The organism is Mesorhizobium sp. P2_F7 (genome assembly GCF_056403695.1).
Map to the genome: position 1 here is coordinate 301,308 of NZ_JBFUFA010000001.1, position 26,695 is coordinate 328,002.

Below are 26,695 nucleotides of genomic sequence, written 5' to 3' on the forward strand. Positions count from 1 at the left end.
TTTTGTTTCGGCAGGGCGGCGGGGTTTGACCCGACCGCCCCGTCGGCGCAAGGAAAAATTGGCTTTTCGGTGCGACAATGCCCGGCAATGGCTGCAATCGCCGACAGGCAAACTGATCGAGACTGACGGGTGGGCATCTATCTCCCGATCGCGGAAATTTCCGTCAACGTCTTCGTCCTGCTGGCGATGGGCGCGGCGGTGGGCTTTCTGTCGGGCATGTTCGGGGTCGGCGGCGGTTTTCTGATCACGCCGCTGCTGATCTTCTACAACATCCCGCCGGCGATCGCCGTTGCCACCGGCGCCAACCAGGTCATCGCTTCCTCTTTCTCCGGCGCGCTGTCGCACATGAAGCGCGGCACGCTGGACTTCAAGCTCGGCGGGGTGCTGCTGGCCGGCGGCATTGTCGGCTCGACCGGCGGTATATTCGTCTTTGCCTTGCTGCGCCGGCTCGGCCAGCTCGACCTGTTCATTTCGCTGCTCTACGTCGTGCTGCTCGGCACCGTCGGCGGGCTGATGCTGGTCGAGAGCGTCAATGCGCTACGCGCCACGCGCAGCGGCGCCGCCCCGGTCCTGAAGAAGTCCGGCCAGCACAACTGGATCCATCGGCTGCCGCTGAAGATGCGCTTCCGGGCCTCGAAACTGTTCGTCAGCGTCATTCCGGTGCTGGGTCTCGGCGCCGGCATCGGCTTCCTGTCGTCTATCATGGGTGTCGGCGGCGGCTTCATCATGGTGCCGGCGCTGATCTATCTCCTGAAAGTGCCGACCAACGTCGTTATCGGCACCTCGCTGTTCCAGATCATCTTCACCTCGGCCTATACCACGCTGGTGCACGCCACGACCAACCAGACGGTCGACGTGATGCTTGCCTTTCTGTTGATGGCGGGTGGCGTCGCCGGCGCGCAATACGGCGCCAAGGCCGGCCAGAAACTGCGCGGCGAACAGCTCAGGGCATTGCTGGCGCTGCTGGTGCTGGCGGTGGCGATCCGGCTTGCCATCGATCTCTTCGTCACGCCGCCAAACCTCTATTCGCTGACCGCGGCAGGCCTCAACTGATGCGGCGGTGGAGGATTTTTTCGGCCGCCGCCTTGCTTTTCGCTCTCGCCCTGCCGGCGGCAGCACAGACGTCGAACCCGCTGCCAGAAGGCATCCAGATCGGTCTCTCCACCGACAAGGTCTCGATCACCGCCGGTTTTTCCGGCGCGGATCTCACCATTTTCGGTTCGTTGGAAAACCCCGACCCGCTGGTTGCGCGGCAGGGCCGCTATGACGTTATCGTCGTGCTCGAAGGGCCGCCGCGGCCCGTGGTGGTGCGCCGCAAGGACCGGGTGCTCGGCGTCTGGGTCAATCTGGAATCCGAGACCTTCGAGAACGTGCCGGTGTCCTATTCCGTCGCCACGACGCGGCCGCTGCAGGACATTACCGAACCCAACAGCTACAAGCAGCTGTCACTCGGGGCATCCAACCTTTACATGCAGCCGGCCGACGCGACCGACAGCCCGGCGACGATCGAGGAATTCACCGTGGCCTTGCGCGAGCGCAAAGCGGCGACCGGCCTCTACAGCGAGAATGTCGGTGGCGTGCAGTTCCTGTCGCAGAACCTGTTCCGCGCCACGGTCCGGCTGGCGCCCAACGTTCCGGTCGGAACGCATAAAGCGCGCGCGTTCCTGTTCAAGAGCGGCCTGTTCCTCAAGGAAAGCTCGGCCCAGCTCGAAATCCGCAAATCGGGTTTCGAACAGTCGATCTTCCGCGTCGCGCACGATTATTCCTTTCTTTACGGCGTCTTCGCCGTGTCGCTGGCCATGATCACCGGCTGGCTCGGCAGGCTGATCTTCCGCAAGGATTGACGCCCCGGGGAAATGGAAGGCCATTTTCCCGTAGAAACAGGGTTTCCCTTTCGCGGTTTATGCGATAGATCGCCGCCTCCCAACCCTCGGGCAAATACGCACAATCAATTCGGCAAGCGGTCCGGACATCCGGATGACAGTGCATTTCGGCGCTGGCCACCGCGACCCAATGACAGGAGGCTGCAATGCATCAGGCATTTGGCGGCATCGATTTCGGCACGTCCAATTCCACAGTGGGCGTGATCCGCGACGGCCAGGCACGATTGGTGGCGCTGGAAGGGGAACAGCCGACATTGCCAAGTGCTGTGTTCTTCAACTTCGAGGACGGCCACACCTATTTCGGCCGCCGCGCGATCGCCGACTATACAGACGCCATCGAAGGCAGGCTGATGCGGTCGCTGAAGAGCGTGCTCGGCAGTTCGCTCGCGCATGAGAAGACGCGCATCAAGGCGCGCCAGATCGGTTTCATCGACATTGTCGGCATGTTCGTCGGCCATTTGAAGAAGCGGCTCGAGGACGATGCCGGCGCGCCGGTGGAGAGCGTTGTGCTCGGCCGTCCCGTGCAGTTCGTCGACGACGATGCGGACGCCGATGCCAAGGCGCAGGGCGAGCTTGAAAAGGCAGCGCGCGCGCAAGGCTTCAAGCACATCGCCTTCCAGTTCGAACCGATCGCGGCCGCACTCGATTACGAACAGGGCGTGGCGCGCGAGGAACTGGCGCTGATCGTCGATATGGGCGGCGGCACGTCCGACTTTTCGATCGTGCGGGTTTCGCCGCAGCGCGCGCGCTCAGGCGACCGCAAGGACGACATCCTGGCCAATCGCGGCATCCATATCGGCGGAACCGACTTCGACCGGCTGCTCAGCATCGCCCATGTCATGCCCAAGCTCGGCTATCTCTCGCAGACAAAAGACGGCAAGCGCAACCTGCCGGCGAGCTACTTCATTGATCTGGCGACGTGGCAGCGCATCAACCTGGTCTACACCGCCAAGGCGATGACGGATCTCAGGCAGATCCGCTTCGAAGCCAAGCGCGCCGACCTGGTCGAGCGCTTCATCCACATTGTCGAACATCGCTACGGCCATGCGTTGGCCGGACTGGTCGAACGAGCCAAGATCGCACTGACGGACCAGGCTTCGGCCGATGTGACGGTGGCATTGCCCGATGTGCATTTTACCGCCGAGATCACGCGAACCGGTCTGGAGGAGACGATTACCGCCGACATCGAGCGTGTGTCCGCGACAGTGCGGCAGACAATTGCCGACGCAGGCGTGACGGCGTCCGAGATCACCGCCGTGTTCCTCACCGGCGGTTCGACCGCCATCCCGCTGGCGCGGCGAGAAATCCTGTCGCTGGTGCCGCAGGCCGCTGTCATTGAGGGCGACATGTTCGGCTCGGTCGGCCTTGGCCTGGCGCTGGATGCGCAGCGCAAGTTCAGCTAATCCCCTTAACCGTGGTCTGCAGAGGCGGCCAGATGCGCCTTGAGCGCCATCTGTGCCAGGCTTGCCTGGCGGTCGCGGTGGGTGATCATGGCGAAGTCGCGTTTCGGGAGTTCGAGCGGCACCGATCGGAGGCTGCCTTCGGCCACCGCGCGTCCGACGACGAGGTCGGAGATGATGGTGGCGCCGGCACCGGCCTCTACCGCCTGGCGAACCGCCTCATTGCTCGGCAGCACCAGAAAAATCTGCAGGTCGGCGAGCGAAATCCCCTCTCGGCGCGCCAGATCCTCCAATACCTCGCGCGTACCAGACCCGCCCTCGCGGATGATCCAGCGCAGCCCCCTGATGTCGGGGCGGCCAGGCGCGATCTCGGCGATCTCGGGATGCGAGGCGGCGACGACCAGCATCAAGCTGTCGACGTCAACCTTGGTGCGGCGGAGGATATCGGATTCGGTACGCCCCTCGACCAGGCCGAGGTCGGCGGTGCCATCCAGCACATTGGCCTCCACCTGCCTGGTGTTGCCGATGCTGACGCTGAGCCGCACCGCGGGGTAGGCCTCGTGGAAGGACGCCAGCCGGCGCGGCAGCCAGTAGCTGGCAATGGTCAAGCTGGCGGCGATCGACAGGCTGCCGGCGACCGTCTGCGAGACATGTTCCAGCACGTTGCGGGCAGCGGCAGCGCGCTCCAGCACCGCCTTGGCCTCCGGCAGGAAGCGATGACCGGTCTGGGCAAGCTCGATGTTGCGGCCGACCCGGTTGAAGAGATGTACGCCGTGCTGCTCTTCGAGCGCACGAATAGCCGCCGAGGCGGCCGACTGGGAAATGCCCAAAAGCTCCGCCGCCTTGGTCATGTGGCCGCGTTCGGCGACGGCGACGAAGATGCGCAACTGGTCAAGGGTCATACGACCATTAAGAACCAATTCCGATCGAATTTACAAGAACAACTGATTAGACGGATCGATAGCTTTATTCTACTTTTTCAGGCGAAGTTAGAAAAAATTCGCCAACAGATCGCAGCCAACAAAATGATCGGGCGGTTCAGATCCCTGCTTGTGCATTGGACCCGTGGCCTCAGGCGGCGGCTGGCCGGCGACCGCTATCACCCTGAAGAACACTATATGCGCGGCCCCGGACCGAAGACGCGGGCCAAATTCTCAGGTAGCAAAAGCACGCCCGCACCATGAACCACGGAGCGTCGCGCGGGGCCAATTCCGCACCGTCGCAACGGCCGCTTGCCGATACGCGCGCGCCGGATGAAGGCGACGGCGTCGATACTTCGCCCGACGTTTCCGACAGCATCGCCAAGACCACCTGCTACATGTGCGCCTGCCGCTGCGGCATCGACGTCCACATCAAGGACGGCAAGGTGCGCTACATCAACGGCAACAAGGACCATCCGGTCAATCGCGGCGTGATCTGCGGCAAGGGCAGTTCCGGCATCATGCAGCACTACAGCCCGGCGCGGCTGAAGAAGCCGCTGCTGCGCAGCGGCCCGCGCGGCTCGGGCGAGTTTCACGAGATCGAATGGGAAGAAGCGTTTTCGATCGCGACCGAGCGTCTGTCGAACATCCGCCGGACCGATCCCAAAAAGCTCGCCTTCTTCACCGGGCGCGACCAGTCGCAGTCGCTGACCGGCTGGTGGGCGAGCCAGTTCGGCACGCCGAACTTCGCCGCCCATGGCGGGTTCTGCTCGGTCAACATGGCGGCCGGCGGCCTCTACACGATCGGCGGGTCGTTCTGGGAGTTCGGCGAGCCGGACTGGGACAACACCAAATACTTCATGCTGTTCGGCGTCGCCGAGGACCATGATTCCAACCCGATGAAGATCGGACTCGGCAAGCTCAAGGCGCGCGGCGCCAAGGTGGTGTCGATCAATCCCTGCCGCACCGGCTACAACGCCATCGCCGATGACTGGATCGGCATCAGGCCCGGCACCGACGGCCTGTTTGTCTTCGCGCTGATCCATGAACTGCTGAAAGCCGGCCGCGTCGATCTCGATTATCTGCTGCGCTACACCAATGCGCATGTGCTGGTTATCCAGGAGCCGGGTGCGGCCGATGACGGGCTTTTCCTGCGCGACAGCGACGGCAATCCGCTGGCCTGGGACAGGGTTGCGAAGACCTCCGTCAACGCGGCCGATCCAGATGCAAAGCCGGCGTTGACCAGCAGCTACACCGTCGCCGGACGCCGTTGTGTGCCGGTGTTTCAGCTGATCGCCGACCGCTATATGGACGACAGCTACGCGCCTGACGCGGTCGCGGCTCAGTGCGGGATTCCAGCTGACACGATCCGCCGGATCGCGGCCGAACTCGCCCATGTCGCCTTTGAACAGACGATTGAACTGCCGGTGGCGTGGACCGACTGGGCCGGGCGTCGGCACGAGACGATCAAGGGACGGCCGGTGTCGATGCATGCCATGCGCGGCATCTCGGCCCATTCCAACGGTTTTCACTCCTGCCGCGCCGTCCATCTGCTGCAGGTGCTGCTGGGCACGATCGACGTACCCGGCGGTTTCCGTTTCAAGCCGCCCTACCCGCGCTCGGCGCCGCCGGGACCGAAGCCGTGCGGCAAGAATGTAAGGCCGATGACGCCGCTGGACGGGACGCCGCTCGGTTTCGTCTGCGGCCCGGACGATTTGCTGGTCGACGAGGCCGGCACGCCGCTTCGCATCGACAAGGCTTATTCCTGGGATGCGCCGCTGGCCGCGCACGGGCTGATGCATACGGTCATCCGCAATGCCTGGGCCGGCGACCCGTACCCGATCGACACGCTGATGATGTACATGTCGAACATGGCGTGGAACTCCTCGATGAACACCGTGGAGACCATTGCCATGCTCACCGACCATGACGAGGCGGGCAACTACAAGATCCCCTTCATCATCTATTCCGACGCCTATTATTCCGAGACGGTGCCGTTCGCTGACCTGGTGCTGCCAGACACCACCTATCTCGAACGTCACGACTGCATCAGCCTGCTCGACCGGCCGATCAGCCATGCCGATGGACCAGGTGATGCCATCCGTCATCCCGTCGTCGAACCCGACCGCGATGTCAGGCCGTTCCAGTCGGTGCTGATCGAGCTCGGCGCCCGGCTTGGCCTGCCTTGCTTCACCAACGAGGACGGGTCCGCGAAATACCGCAACTATGCCGACTACATCGTCAATCACGAGCGCACGCCCGGCATCGGCCCGCTCGCCGGCTGGCGCGGCAAGGACGGCAGTTCGGTCGGCAAGGGCGAGGTCAACCCGGACCAGTTGCAGCGTTACATCGACAATGGCGGTTTCTGGCACCAGGATTTTGCCGCCGACCAGCGCTACTACAAGATGGCGAACCGCTCCTATCTCGACTTCGCTGAGCAGATGGGGTTCATCCCCAAGGCCGAGCCAATCGTCTTCCAGCTCTATTCCGAACCGATGCAACGCTTTCGCCTCGCGGCGCGCGGCCATGGTCGCGTGCAGCCGCCCGAGAGCGAACGCCACCGCATCGAGACCTACATGGACCCGCTGCCATTCTGGTTTACGCCCTTCGAAGAGGCCGCCGTCGATCCGCAGAAATATCCGCTGCATGCGCTGACGCAACGGCCGATGCACATGTATCATTCCTGGGGTTCGCAGAATGCGTGGCTGCGGCAGATCACCAGCCAGAACCGGCTGTTCGTGCATCACCAGACTGCGGCAAATCTCGGCCTTGCCGACGACGACTGGGTGTGGATCGAAAGCATCAACGGCCGCGTGAAGGGGCAGATCAAGCTGATCGACGGGGTCAATGCGGATACGGTGTGGACCTGGAACGCCATCGGCAAAAGGCGCGGCAGCTGGGGGCTGAAGGATGACGCCGCCGAGAGCAATCGCGGCTTCCTGCTCAACCACATCATCGGCGACCAGACCTCGGCCGACGCCAACGGCAAACGCTATTCGAATTCCGATCCGGTGACCGGACAGGCGGCGTGGTTCGACCTCAGAGTGCGCATCGTCAAATGCGCCGACGAGGAAGCCGGTTTCACCGAGCCGCAATTCGAACGCTTCAGCCAACCGCCGCATTTTGCGCCATCGCCCGACATTCTTCGCTACGGCGCCGAATTCCGCGCCAGCAGGGAGCCGGCCGAATGACCTGCCTTCCCGCCCATACCGACAAGAAGCTCGGCCTGGTCATCGACCTCGACACCTGCGTCGGCTGCCAGGCCTGCGTCACCGCCTGCAAGGAGTGGAACACCGGCGGCCACATGGCGCCGCTGACCGACATCGACCCCTATGGCGGTGATGTCGACGGCGTCTGGTTCAACCGCGTGCACAGCTACGAACACACGACCGAAGCGGGCGGGCGCACGGTCAATTTCCCGCGCTCCTGCCTGCATTGTGAGACGCCGGCCTGCGTCACCGTCTGCCCGACAGGCGCCTCCTACAAGCGGGCGTCGGACGGCATCGTGCTGATCGACGAAAGCAAATGCATCGGCTGCAAACTGTGCAGTTGGGCCTGCCCCTATGGCGCGCGCGAATTCGATACCGATGTCGGCGTGATGAAGAAATGCACGCTCTGCGTCGACCGCATCTACAATGACAATCTGGCCGAGGAAGACCGCGTGCCGGCCTGCGTCGCCGCCTGCCCGACCAGCGCCCGGCATTTCGGCGATCTCGGCGATCCCGCCTCGGCGGTGTCGCAACTGGTGGCGGAGCGTGGCGGCGTCGACCTGATGCCGGAGATGGGCTACAAGCCGACCAACAAGTACCTGCCGCCCCGGGCCCACACTGAGCGTGCCGCATCGGTGCCGGCGCCAAGGCTCGAGCCGGTCAGGGCCGAAGGCGGTTTCCTCGGCTGGGTCGACCGCATGCTTTCGAACTGACCAATGCATCCAGCCTTTTCCGTCGTTTTCTTCACCACCGCCACAGGCGCCGGTTACGGCTTGCTGGCGCTGCTTGGCGTGCTTGGCGGGCTGGGCGTCATCCCGGCCGATTTCGGGCTCGGCCTCATCGGTTTGAGCCTAGCGCTCGGCCTGATCGCTGCCGGCCTGTTGTCGTCGACGGGCCATCTCGGCCGGCCTGAGCGCGCCTGGCGCGCCTTCTCGCAATGGCGCAGTTCCTGGCTGTCGCGCGAAGGCGTGGCTTCGGTCGCCACCTTCATCCCGGCCGGGCTGTTCGGCATCGGCTGGGTGTTTTTTGGCCGCAGCGGCGGCTGGGTGGCTGTTGCCGGGTTGCTCGCGGCCGTCGGCGCGGTCGTCACCGTCTGCACCACAGGGATGATCTACGCCTCGCTGAAGCCGATCGCGCAGTGGCATAGCCGCTACACGCTGCTCGGCTACCTCATCTTTTCGGCGATGACCGGCAGTGTACTGCTCAACGCGCTGCTGCAGGCCTTTGGCATCGGCTCGACCACCCTTGCCGCCGCCGCCCTGCTGCTTACCTTGCTCGGCTGGGGCTGGAAGCTGGCGACGTGGCGCTACAATGACGCGCTGGAGATCGCCAGCACCGCCAACACGGCGACCGGGCTCGCCGGCGGCACGGTGCGCTCGCTGGAATGGCCGCACACCGAAGAGAATTACCTGCTCAAGGAAATGGGCTTTCGCATCGCCCGTAAGCACGCCGCCAAATTGCGACGGATTACGCAGGTTCTGGCTTTCGCCCTGCCCGTCCTGCTTTTGCTTGCTGTTCTATTTGCCTTGCCCTGGCCGCTCGCGGCGGTGCTGTCGGTGCTTGCGGCGATCGCCCAGTTCGCTGGCATGCCGGTCGAGCGCTGGCTGTTCTTCGCCGAGGCCAAGCACACCGTTACCCTCTATTACGGGCGGTAGCGCGCCGTCAGGCGGCCCGCGCTTCCGGCGCCGCCGGCAAGTCCTTCAGCAGGATTTCGATAGCGGCATCGACCACCGCTGTCCGTCGGTCGTGCGCATAGAGTCCGTATTGCACGATGAGCGGCTCGGGCACCGATGTCTTCAGCACGCGCATTGAGCCAGTGCGCACCGATTCCGGTGGAAGCAGTCCGACGCCCAGTCCGTTCTCGATCGCCGCCTGCAGGCCGGTGACGCTCTGGCACGACAGAACGATCCTGTGCTCCTGGCCGGCGGCAACCAGCGCCTCAATCATGCGCCTGCGCCAAGGGCAGGTTGCACCGAAGGCGACGAGATCGAGCGGCCGTTCCTGATCCAGCACATAGTCCTGGGCGCAGACCCATTGCAGCTCGACGTTCCACGTCGTCAGGGCATCGGCTGCTACGACGGATGTCGGGGCAATCATGACATCCAGTGCATCCTCACTCCACAGCCGTCCCAGCGCGACGCTGTGCTCCACGGCCGCGTCGAGGCTGATATCGGGATAGGTGCGATGCAGCCGCCCGAGTGCTGCCGAGAGTGCAGCGGTGGTGACTTCCTCTGCGAGACCGATACGCACGCCGCCGCCAATGCCGGCCTGCTGCAGCCGCGCCACCGCTTCATCGCCGAGAGCGAGGATGCGGGTGGCATATCCCAGAAAGATCTCTCCTTCCGCAGTCGGCACGACGCCGCGGCCGGTGCGCTGGAACAGATGCCGTTGGAGCAGGCCCTCGAGCCTGCGCATTTGCATGCTCAGCGACGATTGGGTTCTGCCGGTCCGGGCGGCAACCCTGCTCAGGCTGCCTTGCCGGCAGACCGCGACATAGGTGCGAAGAAGGTCGAGGCCGATTTGCTCCGATATCATTTTGTTTGAACTCTGATGTCATCGATATCAGCCTACAATGATATTTCGCCACGCGCTATCTGCCTTCCACGAGAACAGCGCAAGGAAGAAAAACATGAAAGCGATCCGTGTTCACCAGCATGGCGGGCCAGACGTGCTCACCTATGAGGATGTCGACATCGGCCAGCCCGGACCGGGCGAGGTACGTGTGCGCAACCGGGCGGTCGGCCTCAACTTCGTCGATATCTATTTCCGTACCGGGGAATATGCGCCGCCCGCTTTGCCGTTCATTCCCGGTAATGAAGGCGCCGGCGAAATTGTCGCCGTCGGCGAGGGTGTCACCGGCTTCGCCCCTGGCGATCGCATCGCCTATGTCGAGACGCTTGGCGCCTATGCCGAGGAACGCATCGTGCCGGCGCATTTCGTCGTGCATTTGCCCGACGCCATCGATTTCGAAACCGGCGCGGCGATGATGCTGAAAGGGCTGACCGCGCAATATCTGCTACGCCGCACCTTCCGCGTCGAGGCCAGCCACACTATCCTCGTACACGCCGCGGCGGGCGGCGTCGGCCTGATCCTGACGCAATGGGCAAAGCACCTCGGCGCCACCGTCATCGGCACGGTCGGATCGCCCGAGAAGGCCGAACTCGCTCTGGGCAATGGCTGCGACCATGTCATCGACTACAGCAGGGAGGATTTTGCCGCGCGGGTGAAAGAGATCACTCATGGCCAAGGCTGCCATGTCGTCTATGACGGCGTCGGCAAGGCGACCTTCCCCGCCTCGCTCGATTGCCTGCGGCCCTTCGGCACCTTCGTCAGCTTCGGCACGGCATCGGGATCGATCCCGTCCTTCGACATCATGCTTTTGATGCAGAAAGGATCGCTGTTCGCCACCTGGCAATTGCTCTTCCATCATCTCGCCAAACGCGAGGACGTTGTCGCCATGAGCGAGGAGTTATTCAGCGTCGTGGTCAGCGGTGCGGTGAAAATACCGGTGCACACACGCATGCCGCTCGTCGAGGTGGCCGAGGCGCATCGCCGGCTCGAGGCACGGCAGACGACCGGCGCAACGGTGTTGTTACCGTAGGCTCAGCCCGGCCGCAGCATGGCGTGGGAAATGGCGAAGATGCGTTCGGCTCCCAGCATGTAGGCCATCAGCGTCTCGCGGCGGAACAGGCCGGCATAGGCGCGGTCGAGCACGTTGAGCGAACCGGTATAGGCGCCGAAGGCCGGCATGATCATGCGGCCGCCATCGCCGGCAAAGCAGCGCCGCCGCACCGAGCGGCCGCGCTGGACGATGCGCGCGCAAGGGTGAAGATGGCCCGCGACTTCGCCCTCGGTTCTCACCTTGGACGGCTCATGGCGGAACAGCAGCGAACCGATGGCGAGTTCGCGCACCGTCTCGCCCGGCAGGTCGGCAGGGGCTTCCGGGTCATGGTTGCCGGCGACCCAAAACCAGTCGCGGCCGGCCATCAGCGCCTCCAGCCGCTCGCGGAAGGATTGATGCATGCGCTCGGCGCCGCCGCCATCGTGGAAGGAATCGCCCAGGCTGATGACGATCGAAGGCTGGTAGTCCGCGATCGCTGCCTGCAGCCTGAGCAAGGTGGCGCCGGTGTCGTAGGGCGGGATCAGCGCGCCGCGCCGCGCAAAGGAGGAGCCCTTTTCCAGATGCAGGTCGGAGACCGCAAGCAGTCGGAGATCAGGGAAATAGAGCACGCCGCGGGGATCGCAGACCGCACGCTCGCCGGCGATGCCGACCATGTCGGCCTCGGCGATCAATGATGCGCGCGCCAGCGAATAATTCATGTCACGTCAAACCCGGTTGGCCCGGCCCTTGGCCCCATCGCCTCTTCGACCAGATCGGCGGCTTCCATGAGCAGGGACTCGTTGGCGCCACCATTGACCGATTCCCTGCCGATCTCCAGCATGACCGGCAGAGCCAGGGGCGAAATCTGGTCGAGACGCTTATGCATGATTCGACCGCGCACACGCGAGAGCATCTCGCCAAGTCTGCTGACATCGAGCAACCCGGCCGAGGCATCGGTGCGCGTCGCCTGTAGCAATATATGGTCGGGCTCGTGGCTGCGCAGCACGTCGTAGATCAGGTCGGCCGAGACCGTCACCTGGCGACCGCTCTTCTCTTGGCCGGGAAAACGCTTCTCGATCAGCCCGGCAATGACGGCGCAGGTGCGGAAGGTGCGCTTCAGCATCCAGCTGTCGTTCAGCCATGCTTCGAGATCGTCGCCCAGCATGTCCTCGTCGAAGAGCTGGCCGAGCGAGGGTTTCTTCGCCTTGAACAGGGCCGCCATGTCGTCGAGCGCCCAGACGGCCAGCGAATAGTCGGTGGCCACGAAGCCCAGCGGCCGGGCGTTGGCCCGCTCCAGCCGGCGCGTCAAAAGCATGCCGAGCGTCTGGTGCGCCAGCCTGCCCTCGAAGGGATAGGCGACCATGTAATGGCGGTTGCCGCGCGGAAAGGTCTCGACCAGAAGATCGCTGCGCTTCGGCAGCACCGACTTTTCCTTTTGTAGCCTGAGCCAGTCGGCGACCTGTTCGGGCAATGCCTGCCATTTGTGGGGGTCGGCCAGCATGCCGCGCACCTGGTCGGCGAGATAGGTCGACAGCGGAAACTTGCCGCCGGCATAGGAGGGCACGATGATGTTGGCCCCGGCGCCGTTGGAGACCACGCATTCGTTCTCGCGGATTCCTTCGAAATGCAGCACCTTTCCGGCAAACAGGAAATTGTCGCCGGGACGCAGCGTCTCGGCGAAATACTCCTCGATCTTGCCCAGCACCGGTCCGCCGCGCCCAACCATGCCGCGGCCCTGCCGGACATAGCGGACGTTGAGCTCCGGCATTTCGACGATGGTGCCGACATTCAGCCGGTATTGTTGCGCGACGCGCGGATTGGAGACGCGCCACAACCCGTCTTTGGTTTTGCGGATGCGGGCGTAGCGCTCATAGTTCTTCAGCGCGTAGCCGCCGGTGGCGACGAAGTCGACGACACGATCGAAGGTCTGGCGCTCAAGCCCCGCATAGGGGGCCGCGCTGCGCACCTCCTCGAACAGAAGATCGGCGTCGAAAGGCGCGCCACAGGCGACGCCCAGCACATGCTGCGACAGCACGTCGAGCGCGCCATTGATCAGCGGCGGCGTGTCCTGCGCGCCGAGATAGTTGGCGTCGAGGGCCGCACGGCATTCCAGCACTTCGAAGCGGTTGGCCGGAATGAGGATCGCCTTCGACGGCTCGTCCATGCGGTGGTTGGCGCGGCCGATGCGCTGCGCCAACCGGCTGGCGCCCTTGGGCGCACCGACATGCACGACCAGATCGACATCGCCCCAGTCGATGCCGAGGTCGAGCGTCGAGGTGGCGACGATGGCGCGCAGCGCATTGTCGGCCATCGCCTTCTCGACCCGCCGGCGCTGGCCGACATCGAGCGAGCCGTGATGCAGCGCGATCGGCAGCGAATCCTCATTCGCCCGCCACAGTTCCTGGAAAAGCATCTCGGCCTGGCTACGGGTGTTGACGAACAGCAGCGTCATGCGGTGCTTCTGGATCGCCTCGTAGATCTCGGGAATGGCGTAGCGCGCCGAATGACCCGACCACGGCACACGCTCGCGCGAGTCGAGGATGGAGATGTCGGGCCTGGCGCCGCCGGAGACGGTGATCAGCCCGGCCATCTCGCCGGGTGGATTTTGTCCGACCAGCCAGCGCCGCAATTCATCGGGCTCAGCCACCGTCGCCGACAGGCCAATGGTCTGCAGGCCAGGCACGTAAGCGCGCAGCCGCGCAAGGCCGAGCGCCAGCAGATGGCCGCGCTTCGAAATCACCAACGAATGCAATTCGTCAAGCACGACATAGCGCAGGTCCTCGAAGAAGCGCCTGGCATCAGGCGCCGCGATCAGCAGCGCCAGCTGCTCGGGCGTGGTCAGCAGGATATCAGGAGGCGCCAGCTTCTGGCGCTGGCGCTTGTGCGAGGGCGTGTCGCCGGTGCGCGTCTCGATGGTGACGGGAAGGCCGATCTCTTCCACCGGCTTGCCGAGATTACGTTCGATGTCGACGGCCAGCGCCTTGAGCGGCGAGATGTAAAGCGTGTGGATGCCGCGATGCGCCTGGCCTGGCTTTCGCTTCGGACGGTTGGCCAGTTCGGTGAGCGACGGCAGGAAGCCGGCCAGCGTCTTGCCGGCCCCGGTCGGCGCGATCAGCAGCACCGATTGCCCGGCCTGGGCTCGCGCCAAAAGCTCGATCTGATGGGCGCGCGGCGACCAGCCTTTCTCGCCGAACCATTTGATGAATGGTTCGGGCAAGGCGACGGTGGCATTGTGTTCGGCAAGGCGCGGCTGCTCGGTCACGCGAAAGAGGTAGCGCGAGCGCGCGCGAACGCCAAGGAAAATCGGAACAAAAGGTGATCGGAGCGACTCTTACCTTCTCCCCCCTGTGGGAGAAGGTGGATCGGCGCGTAGCGCCGAGACGGATGAGGGGTGTTCCAGCGGAGTGAGGCGTTGGTGCCTTCTGGAACACCCCTCATCCGTCGCCTTCGGCGACACCTTCTCCCACAAGGGGAGAAGGGAAGACCAGCGTTACGGCCTCCGAAACCCCGTCGGTCCGCCGTATAGATACCCAATGCGGTCGACCGCGTCCTTCAGCCCCTCGCGCGACACCAGCATGGTGTGGCCGTTGGCGTGGATCATCGTCTCGGCGTCGGCCATGATGGCTACATGGCCCTTCCAGAACACCAAGTCGCCGCGCGTCAGCCCGGCATAGTCCGGGCCGGGATCGAGCGGTTCGCCGAGGCCTGCCGCCTGCATGTCGGAATCGCGCAGCACATTTTGTCCGGCCATGCGCATTGCCAGTTGCACAAGGCCTGAACAGTCGATGCCGAAGCCTGACGTGCCGCCCCAGAGGTAGGGCGTGCCGAGAAACATCTCGGCCACCGCGACATAGTCGGCGGCGACATCGCCGAGCGGGTGCAGATGGCCGGCGATCAGCGCTTCGCCGGAGGGCAACAGCGCATAGTGGGTACCGCGCGTTTCGGCAGCACTCGTCACCGTCACCGTCGAGCCCATCGACAATTGGCCGGAGATCGGGAAGCGAAGATCGGCGCCGGGATAGAGAAAGGTGCGCGGCGCCGAGACGATGTGGGTCGGCGCATGCTCGCGAGCGCCCAGCATGGTGGCACCGACATAGCCGACATAGCCGTCGCGCTCGGCCTGGACCCAGGCCCAGCCTTCGGCTTCGTCGAAGACCAGCACGTCATCGCCAAACAGCACCTGCGTGTTGACGCCGGCGTCCGGGCGCGGCGCCTTGCGCACGTCGGCCACGGAGGCCGTGATGCGCGCTGGGCGGCCGGTAACGAAGCGATCAGCCGAAACCTCGCCTTTCAGCCTGGCGTCGGCGAGGTCGGAACGGAAAGCGTGAAGACGGGCATCCCTGGCAGTCAAATCGGTAATCCAGCTAATGGGGTGATCGGTCAAATGGGCAGTTCGTGCGCCCGCGCAACAATACCATCGCCGAAGCGCTCGACAAAGAGCGCGCCTTCGACCGTGCGCCGGATCAGCACGTTGCGCTTGTCGAGCTCATCGCGATGGCGCGACACCAGCTTCAGCGCGCCCATCGTATCGAGCGCGCGGGTGATGACTGGCTTGGTGACGTTGAGGCGGGCTGCCAGCCCGCGCACCGTGTGCGGCGGCGGGTCGAGATAGATGGTGAACAGGATCGCCGTCTGGCGCATGGTAAGATCGGGCGCGTCGTCGCGCACCTGCGACAGCATCACCTGCTGCCACAGTCGCATCGCCTGGCTCGGACGCATCGAAATCGACATCGCCCGAGCATGACGGCAAATTGTTTCGGTTCCGTTTCAGTTTTGGAAGCCGAGCGTTGTGCCCGGACAGCTAGCCAAAGCGGCTCGAAATGACCCGCTCCAGCGCACGGATGCCTTGCGCCTCACCGCCGGCAGGCCCGTAGGGGCGATCAGACGGGTTCCAGGCGAAGATGTCCAGATGCGCCCAGCCCGCTGTCTTCTCAACGAAGCGCTTGAGGAACAGCGCCGCAGTGACCGAACCGGCGAAACCGTCGGCGGTGACGTTGTTGATGTCGGCGATCTTCGAGGCCAGCCTGGCGTCATAGGGGCGCCACAGCGGCATGCGCCACAGCGGATCCTCGACGGCCACTGAGGCCGCCGCCAGTTCGGATGCCAGCGCTTCGTCGCCGGTGTAGAATGGCGGCAGATCGGGACCGAGCGCGACACGCGCGGCACCGGTCAGCGTCGCCATGTCGATCAGCAGCTCAGGCTCCTCGTCATCGGCCAGCGCCAGCGCATCGGCGAGCACCAGTCGTCCCTCGGCGTCGGTGTTGCCGATCTCGACGGTGATGCCCTTTCGGCTCACCAGCACATCGCCGGGCCGGAAAGCGTTGCCGGCAATCGAGTTCTCGACCGTCGGGATGAGCACACGCAGCCGGACCTTCAGCCCAGCGGCCATGATCATCGAGGCTAGACCCAGCACATTGGCGGCGCCGCCCATATCCTTCTTCATCAGCAGCATGCCCGACGACGGCTTGATGTCGAGGCCGCCCGTGTCGAAACAGACGCCCTTGCCCACCAGCGTCACCTTCGGTGCATCGACCGGTCCCCAGATCATGTCGATCAGGCGTGGCGCGCCGACCGAGGCGCGGCCGACCGCATGGATCATCGGGAAGTTCTGCTTCAACAGATCATCGCCCTTGATCACCGATACTGCGGCGTTGTGTGCGGCCGCCAGGGTCCGCACCGCCTTCTCCAGCTCGTCCGGCCCCATGTCGCTGGTCGGTGTGTTGACCAGATCGCGTGTCAGGAAGACGCCGTCGGCGATACGGCGGATACGTGCTGGGTCCACGCCGGACGGCAGCGCAAAGCGCAATGCCTTGCCTGGTTTCTTGCCGTAACGGGTGAAGACATAGCCGCCGAGAACCAAGGCGATGGCCGCGAGCTCCGGCTCGGCATGCGCCGAGGCAAGGTGCCAGTCGCCTTCCGGCAGGGCTCTCGCCAGCGCGCCGAGGGCCAGCGCGCCCTCGCCGTCACCGATGCCGAACAAGGCGCCGGCAAGCGCACCGTTTTCGCCGGGCAGAACGAGCGTCCTGCCGGCTTCGCCGGAAAAGCCATTGGCGGCCGCCCAGGCGATCGTAGAGGGCAAAAGCCCCAGGGCGTCCAGGCCATCCCGCGCGACCAGATGGACCGGCAAGGCAGTGTTCAGTGTCTCGACGAGTTCGACGGGCATTCGATAATCTCCGGCGCAGGCTTGCAAGTCGTCCCCAGTCACCTGACAGGGACGTCGAATGATTTCAACATCTATGCACAGAGGCCAGGCATAGGAAAATGCCAAGCCAATGGCTTCCGGCGAGCAGCGTACCGATCGCAACGGGCCGCTTTTTAACACTCCGTTAGGGTTAACAGAATATTTCTGGGGGAATGAAGACGGCCACGCAATGGCCGCGCGCAGGAATGGAGAGCCCCGTGCCGATGCCGACCAACCGCAGGATGAACGTCACGGGCAAACGGTTGGTCACGACGGCATTGCTGATGGCGCTCGCCGCTGGTGTTGCCGGGTGCGGGACCAGCAAGCTCACCACCGGCTCTATCGGGCGCAGCGGCGGCAAACCGCTGGAAACCATGTCGGCCAGCGAGTTGCACAGCGCAACCGCGCGGCTCGGCGAATCCTACGCAAAGAATCCCAACGACAAGCGGCTGGCGATGAATTATGCGGCGGCTTTGCAGATGGACGGCGATGCCGACCAGTCGCTTGCCGTGATGCGCAAGCTGGCGATCGCCTACCCCAAGGATCGCGACGTGCTCGCCGCCTATGGCAAGGCACTCGCCGCCAACGGCCAGTTCGAGTCCGCGCTCGACGCGGTGCGCCGCGCGCAGACGCCGGAATATCCGGACTGGCGGCTGATGTCGGCTGAGGCCGCCATCCTCGACCAGATCGGCCAGAAGGATGAAGCGCGCCAGGATTACCGCAAGGCGCTCGATCTCAAGCCGAACGAACCCTCGATCCTTTCCAATCTCGGCATGTCGTATGTGCTGGAAGGCGACCTGCGCACCGCCGAGACCTATATGCGCTCAGCCGCCCAGCAGCCGAATGCCGACAGCCGGGTGCGCCAGAACCTGGCGCTGGTCGTGGGTCTTCAGGGCCGTTTCGACGAGGCCGAGAAGATCGCCTCGCAGGAGCTTTCGCCCGAACAGGCGCAAGCCAATGTGGCCTACCTTCGCCAGATGCTTGCACAGCAGAACGCCTGGAGCCAGCTCAAGGATCAGGACAAGGCAAAGCCGGCAACCAACTGAGGTGTGTCGATATTCAGGTGAGGCCGGCCTGCAAATGGCCGATACCTGCGCTTCCGGTGCTCACGTACATAAAGTACGCTCCGCTCCGGTTCTCGCTATCAACCATTTTCGACTCGGCCTGACCTGAATCTCAACACACCTTAGGCCGCTCTATCGCTGCAAAAATGAAAAGCCGCGCGATCCTGGTCGCGCGGCTCTTGAATTTTCCGGAGCGGCTACTGGCTTGAGGAATTATGCTGATCGCCGAAGATGCCGCGCTGGCTGACCTGCATGCCGGCTGGTCCGAGAATGATGGCGAACAACACCGGCAGGAAGAACAGGATCATCGGCACGGTGAGCTTCGGCGGCAGGGCGGCCGCCTTCTTCTCGGCGGCATTCATGCGCATGTCACGACTTTCCGAGGCCAGCACGCGCAATGCGTGCGCCACTGGCGTGCCGTAGCGTTCGGCCTGGACCAGCGCCTGGGACACCGACTTAACCGATTCCAGGCCGGTACGAGCCGCCAGGTTTTCATAGGCCTGCTTGCGCTCCTGCAGGTAGGAGAGCTCGGCATTGGTCAGCACGAATTCCTCCGCCAACGCCACCGACTGCGAACCGATCTCCTCGGCGACCTTGCGCAAGGCAGCCTCAACCGACATGCCCGACTCGACGCAGATCAGCATCAGGTCGAGCGCGTCCGGCCACGCCTGCTGGATCGATTGCTTGCGCTTGGCGGCACGGTTGTTGACGTAAAGGATCGGCGCGTAGAAACCGGCATAGGCGACAAGGATGCAGACGAACAGTTTCACGAAAGCCGGCCGGTCCGGCAACCCGCCGAGCACGAACAGATAGATCGCAGCCAGCGCGAAACCGACAAAAGGCAGGATCAGGCGGAAAAACAGGAATCGCGTCAGCGGATTCTGGCCGCGAAAGCCCGCAACTTTGAGCTTCTGCAGCGTGCCTTCATCGGCAAGCGCACGCCGCAGGTCCAGCCTGTCGACGATGTTGCGCATGCCGATCGACTGTTCCTCGCGCAGACCCTTGCGGCGGCGATCGGCTTCGGTGGCCAGCCGCGCGCGCTGCTTGGCGCGCAGTTCGTCCCGCTCCAGCGCCACCGATTTCATGCGTGCCTTGAGCTGGTTGCCGCCCAGGGCCGGCAGCAGCGTGAAGACGGTTGCGAACACCGCGATGCCGACCAGCAGCGCGATCAGGAAGGCAGGATCGGTCAGCGATTTGACGACGTGGTCTGTCATTCGTTTAGTCTTTTCGTTCGAGCTTTCCGAAGTCGGGCCTAGACCTCAAAGTTCATCATCTTGCGCATCACCAGAATGCCGATCGACATCCAGACACCGGAACAGCCGAGGATCAGATTGCCGGTGCTGGTGGTGAACAACGGCATGATGTAATTCGGGCTCGACAGGTAGACGAGAAGGGCGACGACAAAGGGCAGCGCGCCGATAATGACGGCCGACGCCTTGGCTTCCATGGACAGCGCCTGGACCTTGGCCTTCATCTTCTTGCGATCGCGAAGCACGCGCGAAAGATTGCCCAGCGCCTCGGAGAGGTTGCCGCCGGCCTGCGACTGGATCTGGATGACGATGCCGAAGAAGCTGGCCTCGCTGCAGGGCATGGTTTCGGCCATGCGCAAGGTGGCATCGGGGATGGACATGCCGACCTGCTGTGAATCGACGATGCGGCGGAATTCGGTCTTGACCGGCTCCGGCGATTCATTGGCGATCAGGCGAATGGCGTCGTTAAGCGGCAGGCCGGATTTGACGGCGCGCACGATGATGTCGAGGGCGTTGGGAAATTCGTTGAGGAACGCCTTGACCCGGCGCGTGCGGCGAAACGAGACGAACCAGCGCGGCAGGCCTAGCGCGCCGGCCAGCAGCGCGCCTGGCAGGACCAGCAGCGGCGCGCCGGCGAAATAGGCAAGCGCCGTCAACGCGATGCCGCACATGACGGAGTAGGCATAGAAACGCTCTATCGAGACCTGCATGCCGGCCTGGCGGATCTGGGCCTTCAGCGGCGGCTTCTTGACAACGCGTTCGGTGGTCTTCTGCTTTTCATCCAGTTGTTTCAGCGAATCCTGAACGGATTTGCGCCGCTTGGCCGCCTCGGCGACACGGTCGCGCGAAGCCTTGACGACCGAACGATCGGTCTCGGCGGCCTTGATCGTCTCGAGCCGCTTGCCGGCCTGCTTCTCGTTGTTCATCCGGGTGAACAGGAAGGCATAGGCGATCGCGCCGGCGCTGAAGCCGGCGAGCACGATGAACGCCAGTACGGTGGTGTCAATTCCGAACATCAATCTCGGTCCCCACGCCTCCAGATGCGTCAGTCAGCGCGTTTCTCCATCGATTCCAGCGCATTGGCGAGACGCTGTTCCTCGCCATAGTAGCGGGCGCGATCCCAGAAATGCGGGCGGCCGATGCCGGTCGAGACATGCTCGCCAAGCAGCCTTCCGTTCGCGTCCTCGCCCTTGATGTTATAGAGCACGATATCCTGCGTGATGATGACGTCGCCTTCCATGCCGATCACCTCGGTGATGTGGGTGATGCGGCGCGACCCGTCGCGAAGACGGGCTGCCTGGATGATGACATCGATGGAGCCGACGACGATTTCGCGCACAGTCTTCTGCGGCAGCGAATAGCCACCCATGGCGATCATCGATTCGATACGGTTCAGGCATTCGCGCGGGCTGTTGGAGTGGATCGTTCCCATCGAACCGTCATGGCCGGTGTTCATCGCCTGCAGCAGGTCGAAAACCTCCGGTCCGCGCACTTCGCCGACGATGATGCGTTCGGGCCGCATGCGCAGGCAGTTCTTGACCAGGTCGCGCATGGTCACCTCGCCTTCGCCCTCGAGATTGGGCGGGCGGGTTTCGAGACGCACCACATGCGGCTGCTGCAGTTGCAGCTCGGCCGAGTCCTCGCAGGTGATGACGCGTTCCTCGCGGTCGATATAGTTGGTCAGGCAGTTGAGCAGCGTCGTCTTGCCGGAGCCGGTACCGCCGGAAATGACAATGTTGCAGCGGACGCGGCCGATGATCTTGAGGATCTCTGCGCCCTGCGGCGAGATGGCGCCGAACTTGACCAGCTGATCGAGCGTCAGCTTGTCCTTCTTGAACTTGCGGATGGTGAGCGCGGTGCCGTCGATGGACAGCGGCGGGGCGATGACGTTGACGCGGGAGCCGTCGGGCAGGCGGGCGTCGCAGATCGGGCTTGATTCGTCGACGCGGCGGCCAACCTGGCTGACGATGCGCTGGCAGATATTGAGCAGCTGCTGATTGTCGCGGAAGCGAATGCCGGTCTGTTCGACCTTGCCGTTGACTTCGATGTAGACGTTCTTGGAACCGTTGACCATGATGTCGGCGATATCGTCGCGGGCAAGCAACGGCTCCAGCGGGCCGTAGCCAAGCACATCGTTGCAGATGTCTTCGAGCAGCTCTTCCTGCTCGGCAATCGACATTGCGAAGTTCTTGATGGCGATGATGTCGTTGACGATGTCGCGGATTTCCTCGCGCGCGCTCTCGGGATCGAGCTTGGCGAGCTGCGACAGGTCGATGGTATCGATGAGCGCGGAGAAGACCTGACTCTTGGTGTCGTAGTAGGTCTCGCTGCGTTCGCGCTGGACCTTTCTTGCCGGCTCAGGCGCCATCGGCGGCGCCTCAACGGCACGGCGAGCGGGCGGCATTGCCGGCGCAGCAGGCGGCGCTGCCGGCCGAGCAAGAACGGCCGTGTCCGCAGGCGTTGCAGCCGCCGGCGCCGCGGGCGGCGGTGCTGGCTGGCGGAATTCCGGGATGGACCGGCCGCCGTCGTCGGAGCCTCTTTTACCAAACATGATCGACTACCAATTCCGCTTGAGAAGCGTCATTTCTTGTTACGCGAGAACTTGCCGAGCAGGCCGCCAAGGCCCGCCTTCTTCTTGGCCTTGATTTCGCTGCGACCGGTCAGCACATGCGCGATTTCATTGATCATGCCGACGACCGGGCTCTTGGCATCCATCTCGCCCAGCATGCGACCGTTGTTGGAGGCGTTTCCAAACAGCAACGGGTCGAAGGCGATAACCGACATCGGCGTCAGGCTGAGCGGCTCGGCGAAGTCGGAAGCGGAGATCTCGGGGCGTTTCGGCACCCCGGCCTGGTTGATGATGAGCTTCGGCGGCGGATCGTTCGGGCGAAGCCGGTTCAGCATATCGACCAGGTTCTTGGTGTTGCGCAGATTGGCCAGTTCCGGTGTCGCCGTGATAACGATCTCGTCGGCCTTCATCAGCGTGTTCTTGGTCCAGCCGGTCCAGACATGCGGGACGTCGAGCACCAGCAGCGGCACACTGCGCTGCGCGGTGTCGATGAGTTGCGTGAAGGCCTCGGGATCAAAATCGTAGACCCGTTCCAGAGTGGAGGGCGCGGCAAGCAACGACAGATGCTCGGCGCACTGGGCAAGCAGCCGGTCGAGATAGACCTCGTCGATGCGTTCGGGTGAAAACACGGCCTCGGCGATGCCTTGCGCCGGGTCCTGGTCAAAATTTATGTTGGCCGTCCCGAAAGCCAGGTCGAGATCGGCGACAACCACTTCCGACTTGAACAGCGATGACATCGCCCACGCCACATTGTGGGCGATGGTCGAGGAGCCGACGCCACCTTTGGCGCCGATGAAGGCGATCGAGCGGCCGATCGGCTCGGCTTCCGGATCGACGAAGATCGACGACACCACGGAGACGACATCGGCCATCGACACCGGCGCGATGACATATTCGGAAATACCGAAGCGGATGAGTTCGCGGTAAAGCCCAACATCGTTGTAGTGGCCGATCACCACGACTTTCGACGAGGGATCGCAATATTCGGATAGCTGTGCAAGCTGTTCCAGCAGCTGCTTCGGTTCGCTGCGCGATTCCAGCAGGATCAGGTTCGGCGTCGGCGCAGACTGGTAGAATTCGATCGCCGTGGCGATGCCGCCCATATGCACTTTCAGATGCGCCTTCGCCATGCGGCGGTCCTCGCCGGCCCGCTCCACCGGATGCGCGACGCCTTCCGTCTCGCAAAATGCCTGGATCGAGATACGCGGGACCGGCCGCAGCGCCTGCATCGCGGCAATATCCGATTGCGAGCTGTCGCCGCCGTCTACGGGCGTTTCGTAGGCAAGATTGCTCATCGTCATGCTCTTTCCGTGACTTCTCTTCCAGTCTCTGCGCGGGGCTGGCGCTCCTAGTACGTCACTTCCGAATTGCCGAGGAACTCGTCCGAAATACCTCTGCCGCGATAGACGTCGATCACCGCGCCGCGGTTTTCGGCGTCGATATCGGTCGGCTTCCGCGGCCCGAGCAGATCGGCCGGATTGGCGAGCTGCGCGGCAAGGTTGTTCTGAGACGAGCAGCCGTAATCGGCGTAGTGCTTGTTTTCCGAGGTCTCCAGAATGTCTGCGGGCCAGCGACCGCATTTGTCGGTCTGGGCTCTCACCGAAATGTAGGAGACGCGGATAGGCGCCGAGGCTTCCGGGGAAACCGACTGATAGGAGGTCACGACGATCCGGTCCCGCTTGATGCCGCTGGCGATCGCCAGTCTTGCGAAATCGCGCGCCGCGGCGGTCGCTGCCACCTCGTTGGCCGAGCCGATCGGGGTTGCGATCGTCAGCGCCGGGGCAGCGCTCCTGTCGTAGCCGTCAAGGAAGCCCAGAAGCGTGTCGCGCTGCGAGCCGGTCATGCCGCGATCGCCGGCGCCGACCGGAAGGTCGATCTTCTGGTTCTTCTCGGCAATCACGATCGGATGGGTGGTGCGATAATCATCAGGGATTGCCCCAACCGTGATGCTGTCGCGCTTGGCGCAACCGGCGAGCGAGGCCGCGATCGCGATCGCCAGGATCGGTATTGCCGAGCGGCGGATCCGGGCACCACCGGACCGCACTGTTGCGGCGACCGCCATTGCCTTCGATGCTGACTGAGACATGTCCGCTCCCCGCTTACTTGTAGATGAAGCCGACAACGCCGTGATACCGGCCGTTGGGCTTGTCGGTCTGCATGGTGCCGTAGACGCGGTTGACGCGGCCAAGGAACATGGCCGGGCCATCGCCGGCGGCATTGAAATTGTCGTCCGGCTTGGCCAGGTCGTTGCGCGCCACCGGCCGCGCCAGATAGGGCGTGATGATGATCACCAGCTCGCTTTCGTTGCGGACGAAATCGCGGCTGCGGAACAGCGTGCCGAGCACCGGGATCTTGGCCAAGCCGGGCAGACCCGATACCGCCTGGCGGACGTCGTCGCGAACCAGGCCGGCGATCATCATCGAGCCGCCTGACGGCAATTCGACGGTGGTGTCGGCAAGCCGCTTGCGGATCGACAGGAGCGTTGTGCCGGGCAAACTGGCGGCGCCTTCCAGGGTGGTCGCACCCTCCATGGTCGGCTCAGACACGGACGTCCTGACCTTGAGGCTGATCCGGCCCGCCGACAGCACAACGGGCTGGAACTCGAGGCCAATGCCGTATTCGAGCTTTTCGTTGGTGTAGGTTACCTGGCCGGTCTGGTTGTCGGTCGAAACGTTGTTCGTACGTGCGGTGATGAGATTGAATTCGCCGCCGGCCCTGAATGTTGCCTTCTCGCCCGAAACCGCCGTGAGGGTCGGCTCAGCAAGCGTCTTCATAACGCCGCTTTGCTCCATGGCGTTGATGTAGGCTTGAAGGCCATTGCCTTTCCCGTCACCCAGCAGATTCAGCCCCGAATTCTGCGAAAGCGGTTTGCCCAGCCCGTAGCTGGGCGAACTCAGCGCACCGTAGGAAATGCCGTCAATGCTGCCGTTGCCGACCATATTGACGCCGAGCTGCTTCATTACCGAGCGGCTGACTTCGGCCACGGTTACCTTCAGCGTCACCTGGTCGTCGCCGATGATCTGCAGCAGGTTGACGATCTTGGAGACCCGGCGCTCGGTGTCAGGGTTGTTGATGTCGACGCCGCCATTGGCATTGCCACCCGCCGCGGTCTGCGAGTACTGGCCGGTCGTCGCCTCACCGCCGGACACGAAGATGGTTGCCAGATCGACGGCTCGCTTGGCATCGAGCGGCGTATCCACCGTGCCGGTCAGAACGACGTTATCGTTCAGCAGTTCGACCTTGATCTCGGCGTTCGGAAGGAAGCGCTTGAGGTAGTCCTCCAATCCGGCGACGTCGCGTTCGACGGCCAGATCCAGGCTGACGATCTGCTCGCCATTGGGACCGAAGACGAAGATGTTGGTTTCACCCACTGCCTTGCCGAACAGATAAATGCGCCTTGCCGTGCGGGTCACCGCATCGGCGACCGCCGGATTGGCGACAAGGATGTCGTAGGCGTCGCTTGGCAGGTCGATGACCACTGATTTGTTGAGGCCGAGCTTGACGCGTTGCGTGGCCGTCGAAGCCGTAACCCCGGCGGTCTTGCCGGCGGCCTTGGCCTCGAGGAGGCCACTTGCATGGGCTCCGAGGAAAAGCAGGCCGATTGCCGCAGCCATGGTGACCGGCAGTTTAGCGATTAACCTCATTTCCTTGCCCCTACTTCGGAAACTTCGCCCGATTTGATCAACCGCACCGTTCCGCGCCGCCCATTGCCGGAAACGAGATAGTCGGCCTCATCCGTGTGTTTTTCCTGATTGTCGGTGATCGAGCGCAGTGCAAGCGTCAGGCGATCGGCCATCTGCTGGGCGACCGTGATGATCTCGGCCTGCTGCGGCGTCAGTTCCAGCGTCGCCGTCTGTCCGACCCTGGTCTTCTTGCCTTCCTCGTCCTCCTGGATGGTCTGGTCGATCGCCAGGACGCGGATGTTCTTGAGGATGGTTTCGGTTGTGAATCCGCTGCCGGCGTTGCCGGTGTCGGATCTGCGGGTCATGATGACGTCGACAAAATCGTTGGGCAGGATAAAGCCGCCTGCCGACGTATCGGCCGAGATCGCGGTGGCGACGGCCCGCATGCCGGTGGGCAGGATCGACGACATGAAGCTCTGCCCCTCGCCGATCAGCTTGGAGCGCCGCAACGGCTCACCGGTGTACATTGCAACGCGGGCGACAGAACCTTTCAGCTTCTCCAGCGCGTCGGGTTCGACGGCACGGGTGATGAAGTTCGCGTTGATCCCTTCGGCCGGCCAGGACTCCCAGCTGATGTTGTTCTCAAGCGGACTGCCCATGGCGACGTCGCCGGAAAGCACGAGCACGTCCTGCAAGGCGATGGCCGGCGCCTGAGGGGCGTCGACGACGACCTGCTGGGGCGGCGGGGCCGCCACCATATTCTTGGCAACGTAACCTGCACCACCCGCCGCAGCCACCGCCACGCCCAGAATGATCAGTCGGGATGCTGGCATCTGTCCGAACCCTCGCCTTTAGGCAAACCACCTAGCCAGGCCGGACTTTGCAGCCGCAATCGTCAAAACAAGGTTAATGTAATGCTTACGATCGTGATTAATTTAAGGTTTACATAAATTAGACGGACCCTTGCTCCCGACACCAAAAAGGCGGCCAAGCCG

Annotated in this window: 22 protein-coding genes; 8 read left to right on the plus strand and 14 right to left on the minus strand. The window is 63.7% G+C overall.

Annotated features, from left to right (window positions below):
• Nucleotides 1-129 precede the first annotated feature (129 nt).
• From AC1DZ8_RS01390 to AC1DZ8_RS01400, 3 genes are all read left to right on the plus strand, one after another.
• A complete protein-coding gene (locus tag AC1DZ8_RS01390; RefSeq protein WP_477300638.1) occupies nt 130-1,053 on the plus strand; it encodes a sulfite exporter TauE/SafE family protein in 924 nt (307 codons plus the stop codon).
• Entirely contained in the window at nt 1,053-1,844 is a 792-nt protein-coding gene (locus AC1DZ8_RS01395; protein WP_477300636.1) for a TIGR02186 family protein, read from the plus strand. The genes AC1DZ8_RS01390 and AC1DZ8_RS01395 overlap by 1 nt, the downstream gene beginning before the upstream one ends.
• 185 nt (nt 1,845-2,029) lie before the next feature.
• Nucleotides 2,030-3,286, plus strand: a complete 1,257-nt coding sequence (locus tag AC1DZ8_RS01400; RefSeq protein ID WP_477400271.1) for an Hsp70 family protein — start codon at nt 2,030-2,032, stop codon at nt 3,284-3,286.
• 5 nt (nt 3,287-3,291) lie between these two features.
• Here the strand turns inward: AC1DZ8_RS01400 and AC1DZ8_RS01405 are convergent, their stop codons facing one another.
• Nucleotides 3,292-4,185 (minus strand): LysR substrate-binding domain-containing protein, encoded by an 894-nt coding sequence (locus AC1DZ8_RS01405; RefSeq protein WP_477300632.1) that lies wholly within the window; start codon nt 4,183-4,185, stop codon nt 3,292-3,294.
• Between the two features lie 278 nt (nt 4,186-4,463).
• Here AC1DZ8_RS01405 and AC1DZ8_RS01410 point away from each other — a divergent pair, with 278 nt between their 5' ends.
• From AC1DZ8_RS01410 to AC1DZ8_RS01420, 3 genes are read left to right on the plus strand one after another with little or no spacing between them, the layout of a single operon-like run.
• Nucleotides 4,464-7,394 carry a molybdopterin oxidoreductase family protein gene (locus AC1DZ8_RS01410; protein ID WP_477300630.1) on the plus strand — a complete coding sequence of 977 codons (2,931 nt, stop codon included), beginning with the start codon at nt 4,464-4,466 and terminating at the stop codon, nt 7,392-7,394.
• Nucleotides 7,391-8,125, plus strand: a complete 735-nt coding sequence (locus AC1DZ8_RS01415; RefSeq protein WP_477300628.1) for a 4Fe-4S dicluster domain-containing protein — start codon at nt 7,391-7,393, stop codon at nt 8,123-8,125. Before AC1DZ8_RS01410 ends, AC1DZ8_RS01415 begins: the two co-directional genes overlap by 4 nt.
• A gap of 3 nt (nt 8,126-8,128) precedes the next feature.
• A complete protein-coding gene (locus tag AC1DZ8_RS01420; RefSeq protein WP_477300626.1) occupies nt 8,129-9,067 on the plus strand; it encodes a dimethyl sulfoxide reductase anchor subunit family protein in 939 nt (312 codons plus the stop codon).
• A 7-nt stretch (nt 9,068-9,074) separates the two neighbouring features.
• Here AC1DZ8_RS01420 and AC1DZ8_RS01425 read toward each other — a convergent pair whose 3' ends face one another.
• Nucleotides 9,075-9,947 (minus strand): LysR substrate-binding domain-containing protein, encoded by an 873-nt coding sequence (locus AC1DZ8_RS01425; RefSeq protein ID WP_477300624.1) that lies wholly within the window; start codon nt 9,945-9,947, stop codon nt 9,075-9,077.
• Between the two features lie 94 nt (nt 9,948-10,041).
• Between AC1DZ8_RS01425 and AC1DZ8_RS01430 the strand changes: the two genes are divergently transcribed.
• Nucleotides 10,042-11,013: a quinone oxidoreductase family protein gene (locus AC1DZ8_RS01430; RefSeq protein WP_477300622.1), complete on the plus strand. Its 972-nt coding sequence runs from the start codon at nt 10,042-10,044 to the stop codon at nt 11,011-11,013.
• Nucleotides 11,014-11,015: 2 nt separating this feature from the next.
• On the opposite strand, the gene pdeM is transcribed toward AC1DZ8_RS01430, so the two are convergent.
• The 5 genes from pdeM to AC1DZ8_RS01455 form a co-directional block, all read right to left on the minus strand.
• Nucleotides 11,016-11,732 carry a ligase-associated DNA damage response endonuclease PdeM gene (gene pdeM / locus AC1DZ8_RS01435; protein WP_477300621.1) on the minus strand — a complete coding sequence of 239 codons (717 nt, stop codon included), beginning with the start codon at nt 11,730-11,732 and terminating at the stop codon, nt 11,016-11,018.
• Nucleotides 11,729-14,275 carry a ligase-associated DNA damage response DEXH box helicase gene (locus AC1DZ8_RS01440; protein ID WP_477300619.1) on the minus strand — a complete coding sequence of 849 codons (2,547 nt, stop codon included), beginning with the start codon at nt 14,273-14,275 and terminating at the stop codon, nt 11,729-11,731. Before AC1DZ8_RS01440 ends, pdeM begins: the two co-directional genes overlap by 4 nt.
• Nucleotides 14,276-14,503: 228 nt before the next feature.
• Entirely contained in the window at nt 14,504-15,364 is an 861-nt protein-coding gene (locus tag AC1DZ8_RS01445) for a C40 family peptidase (protein WP_477400272.1), read from the minus strand.
• Nucleotides 15,365-15,393: 29 nt separating this feature from the next.
• Nucleotides 15,394-15,744 carry a MarR family winged helix-turn-helix transcriptional regulator gene (locus AC1DZ8_RS01450; RefSeq protein ID WP_112393125.1) on the minus strand — a complete coding sequence of 117 codons (351 nt, stop codon included), beginning with the start codon at nt 15,742-15,744 and terminating at the stop codon, nt 15,394-15,396.
• 70 nt (nt 15,745-15,814) lie between these two features.
• Complete coding sequence (locus AC1DZ8_RS01455; protein WP_477400273.1) at nt 15,815-17,176, minus strand: leucyl aminopeptidase family protein; 1,362 nt, start codon at nt 17,174-17,176, stop codon at nt 15,815-15,817.
• 242 nt (nt 17,177-17,418) lie between these two features.
• On the opposite strand from AC1DZ8_RS01455, the gene AC1DZ8_RS01460 reads away from it, so the two are divergent.
• Entirely contained in the window at nt 17,419-18,240 is an 822-nt protein-coding gene (locus AC1DZ8_RS01460; protein ID WP_477300695.1) for a tetratricopeptide repeat protein, read from the plus strand.
• A 215-nt stretch (nt 18,241-18,455) separates the two neighbouring features.
• On the opposite strand, the gene AC1DZ8_RS01465 is transcribed toward AC1DZ8_RS01460, so the two are convergent.
• Genes AC1DZ8_RS01465 through cpaB form a run of 7 tightly spaced genes read right to left on the minus strand, consistent with a single transcriptional unit; the run spans nt 18,456 to nt 26,533 of the window.
• A complete protein-coding gene (locus AC1DZ8_RS01465; protein ID WP_477400274.1) occupies nt 18,456-19,472 on the minus strand; it encodes a type II secretion system F family protein in 1,017 nt (338 codons plus the stop codon).
• A 38-nt stretch (nt 19,473-19,510) separates the two neighbouring features.
• The gene (locus AC1DZ8_RS01470) at nt 19,511-20,524 is read right to left on the minus strand and encodes a type II secretion system F family protein (RefSeq protein WP_477300611.1); all 1,014 of its coding nucleotides are present in this window, start codon (nt 20,522-20,524) and stop codon (nt 19,511-19,513) included.
• 29 nt (nt 20,525-20,553) lie between these two features.
• A complete protein-coding gene (locus AC1DZ8_RS01475; RefSeq protein WP_477300609.1) occupies nt 20,554-22,059 on the minus strand; it encodes a CpaF family protein in 1,506 nt (501 codons plus the stop codon).
• A 29-nt stretch (nt 22,060-22,088) separates the two neighbouring features.
• The gene (locus tag AC1DZ8_RS01480) at nt 22,089-23,372 is read right to left on the minus strand and encodes a CpaE/TadZ family protein (RefSeq protein WP_477300607.1); all 1,284 of its coding nucleotides are present in this window, start codon (nt 23,370-23,372) and stop codon (nt 22,089-22,091) included.
• A gap of 53 nt (nt 23,373-23,425) precedes the next feature.
• The gene (locus AC1DZ8_RS01485) at nt 23,426-24,163 is read right to left on the minus strand and encodes a CpaD family pilus assembly protein (RefSeq protein WP_477300605.1); all 738 of its coding nucleotides are present in this window, start codon (nt 24,161-24,163) and stop codon (nt 23,426-23,428) included.
• Between the two features lie 13 nt (nt 24,164-24,176).
• Nucleotides 24,177-25,721, minus strand: coding sequence for a type II and III secretion system protein family protein (locus tag AC1DZ8_RS01490; protein ID WP_477300603.1), 1,545 nt, complete (start codon nt 25,719-25,721; stop codon nt 24,177-24,179).
• Nucleotides 25,718-26,533 (minus strand): Flp pilus assembly protein CpaB, encoded by an 816-nt coding sequence (cpaB, locus tag AC1DZ8_RS01495; protein ID WP_477300601.1) that lies wholly within the window; start codon nt 26,531-26,533, stop codon nt 25,718-25,720. Before cpaB ends, AC1DZ8_RS01490 begins: the two co-directional genes overlap by 4 nt.
• Nucleotides 26,534-26,695: the final 162 nt, after the last annotated feature.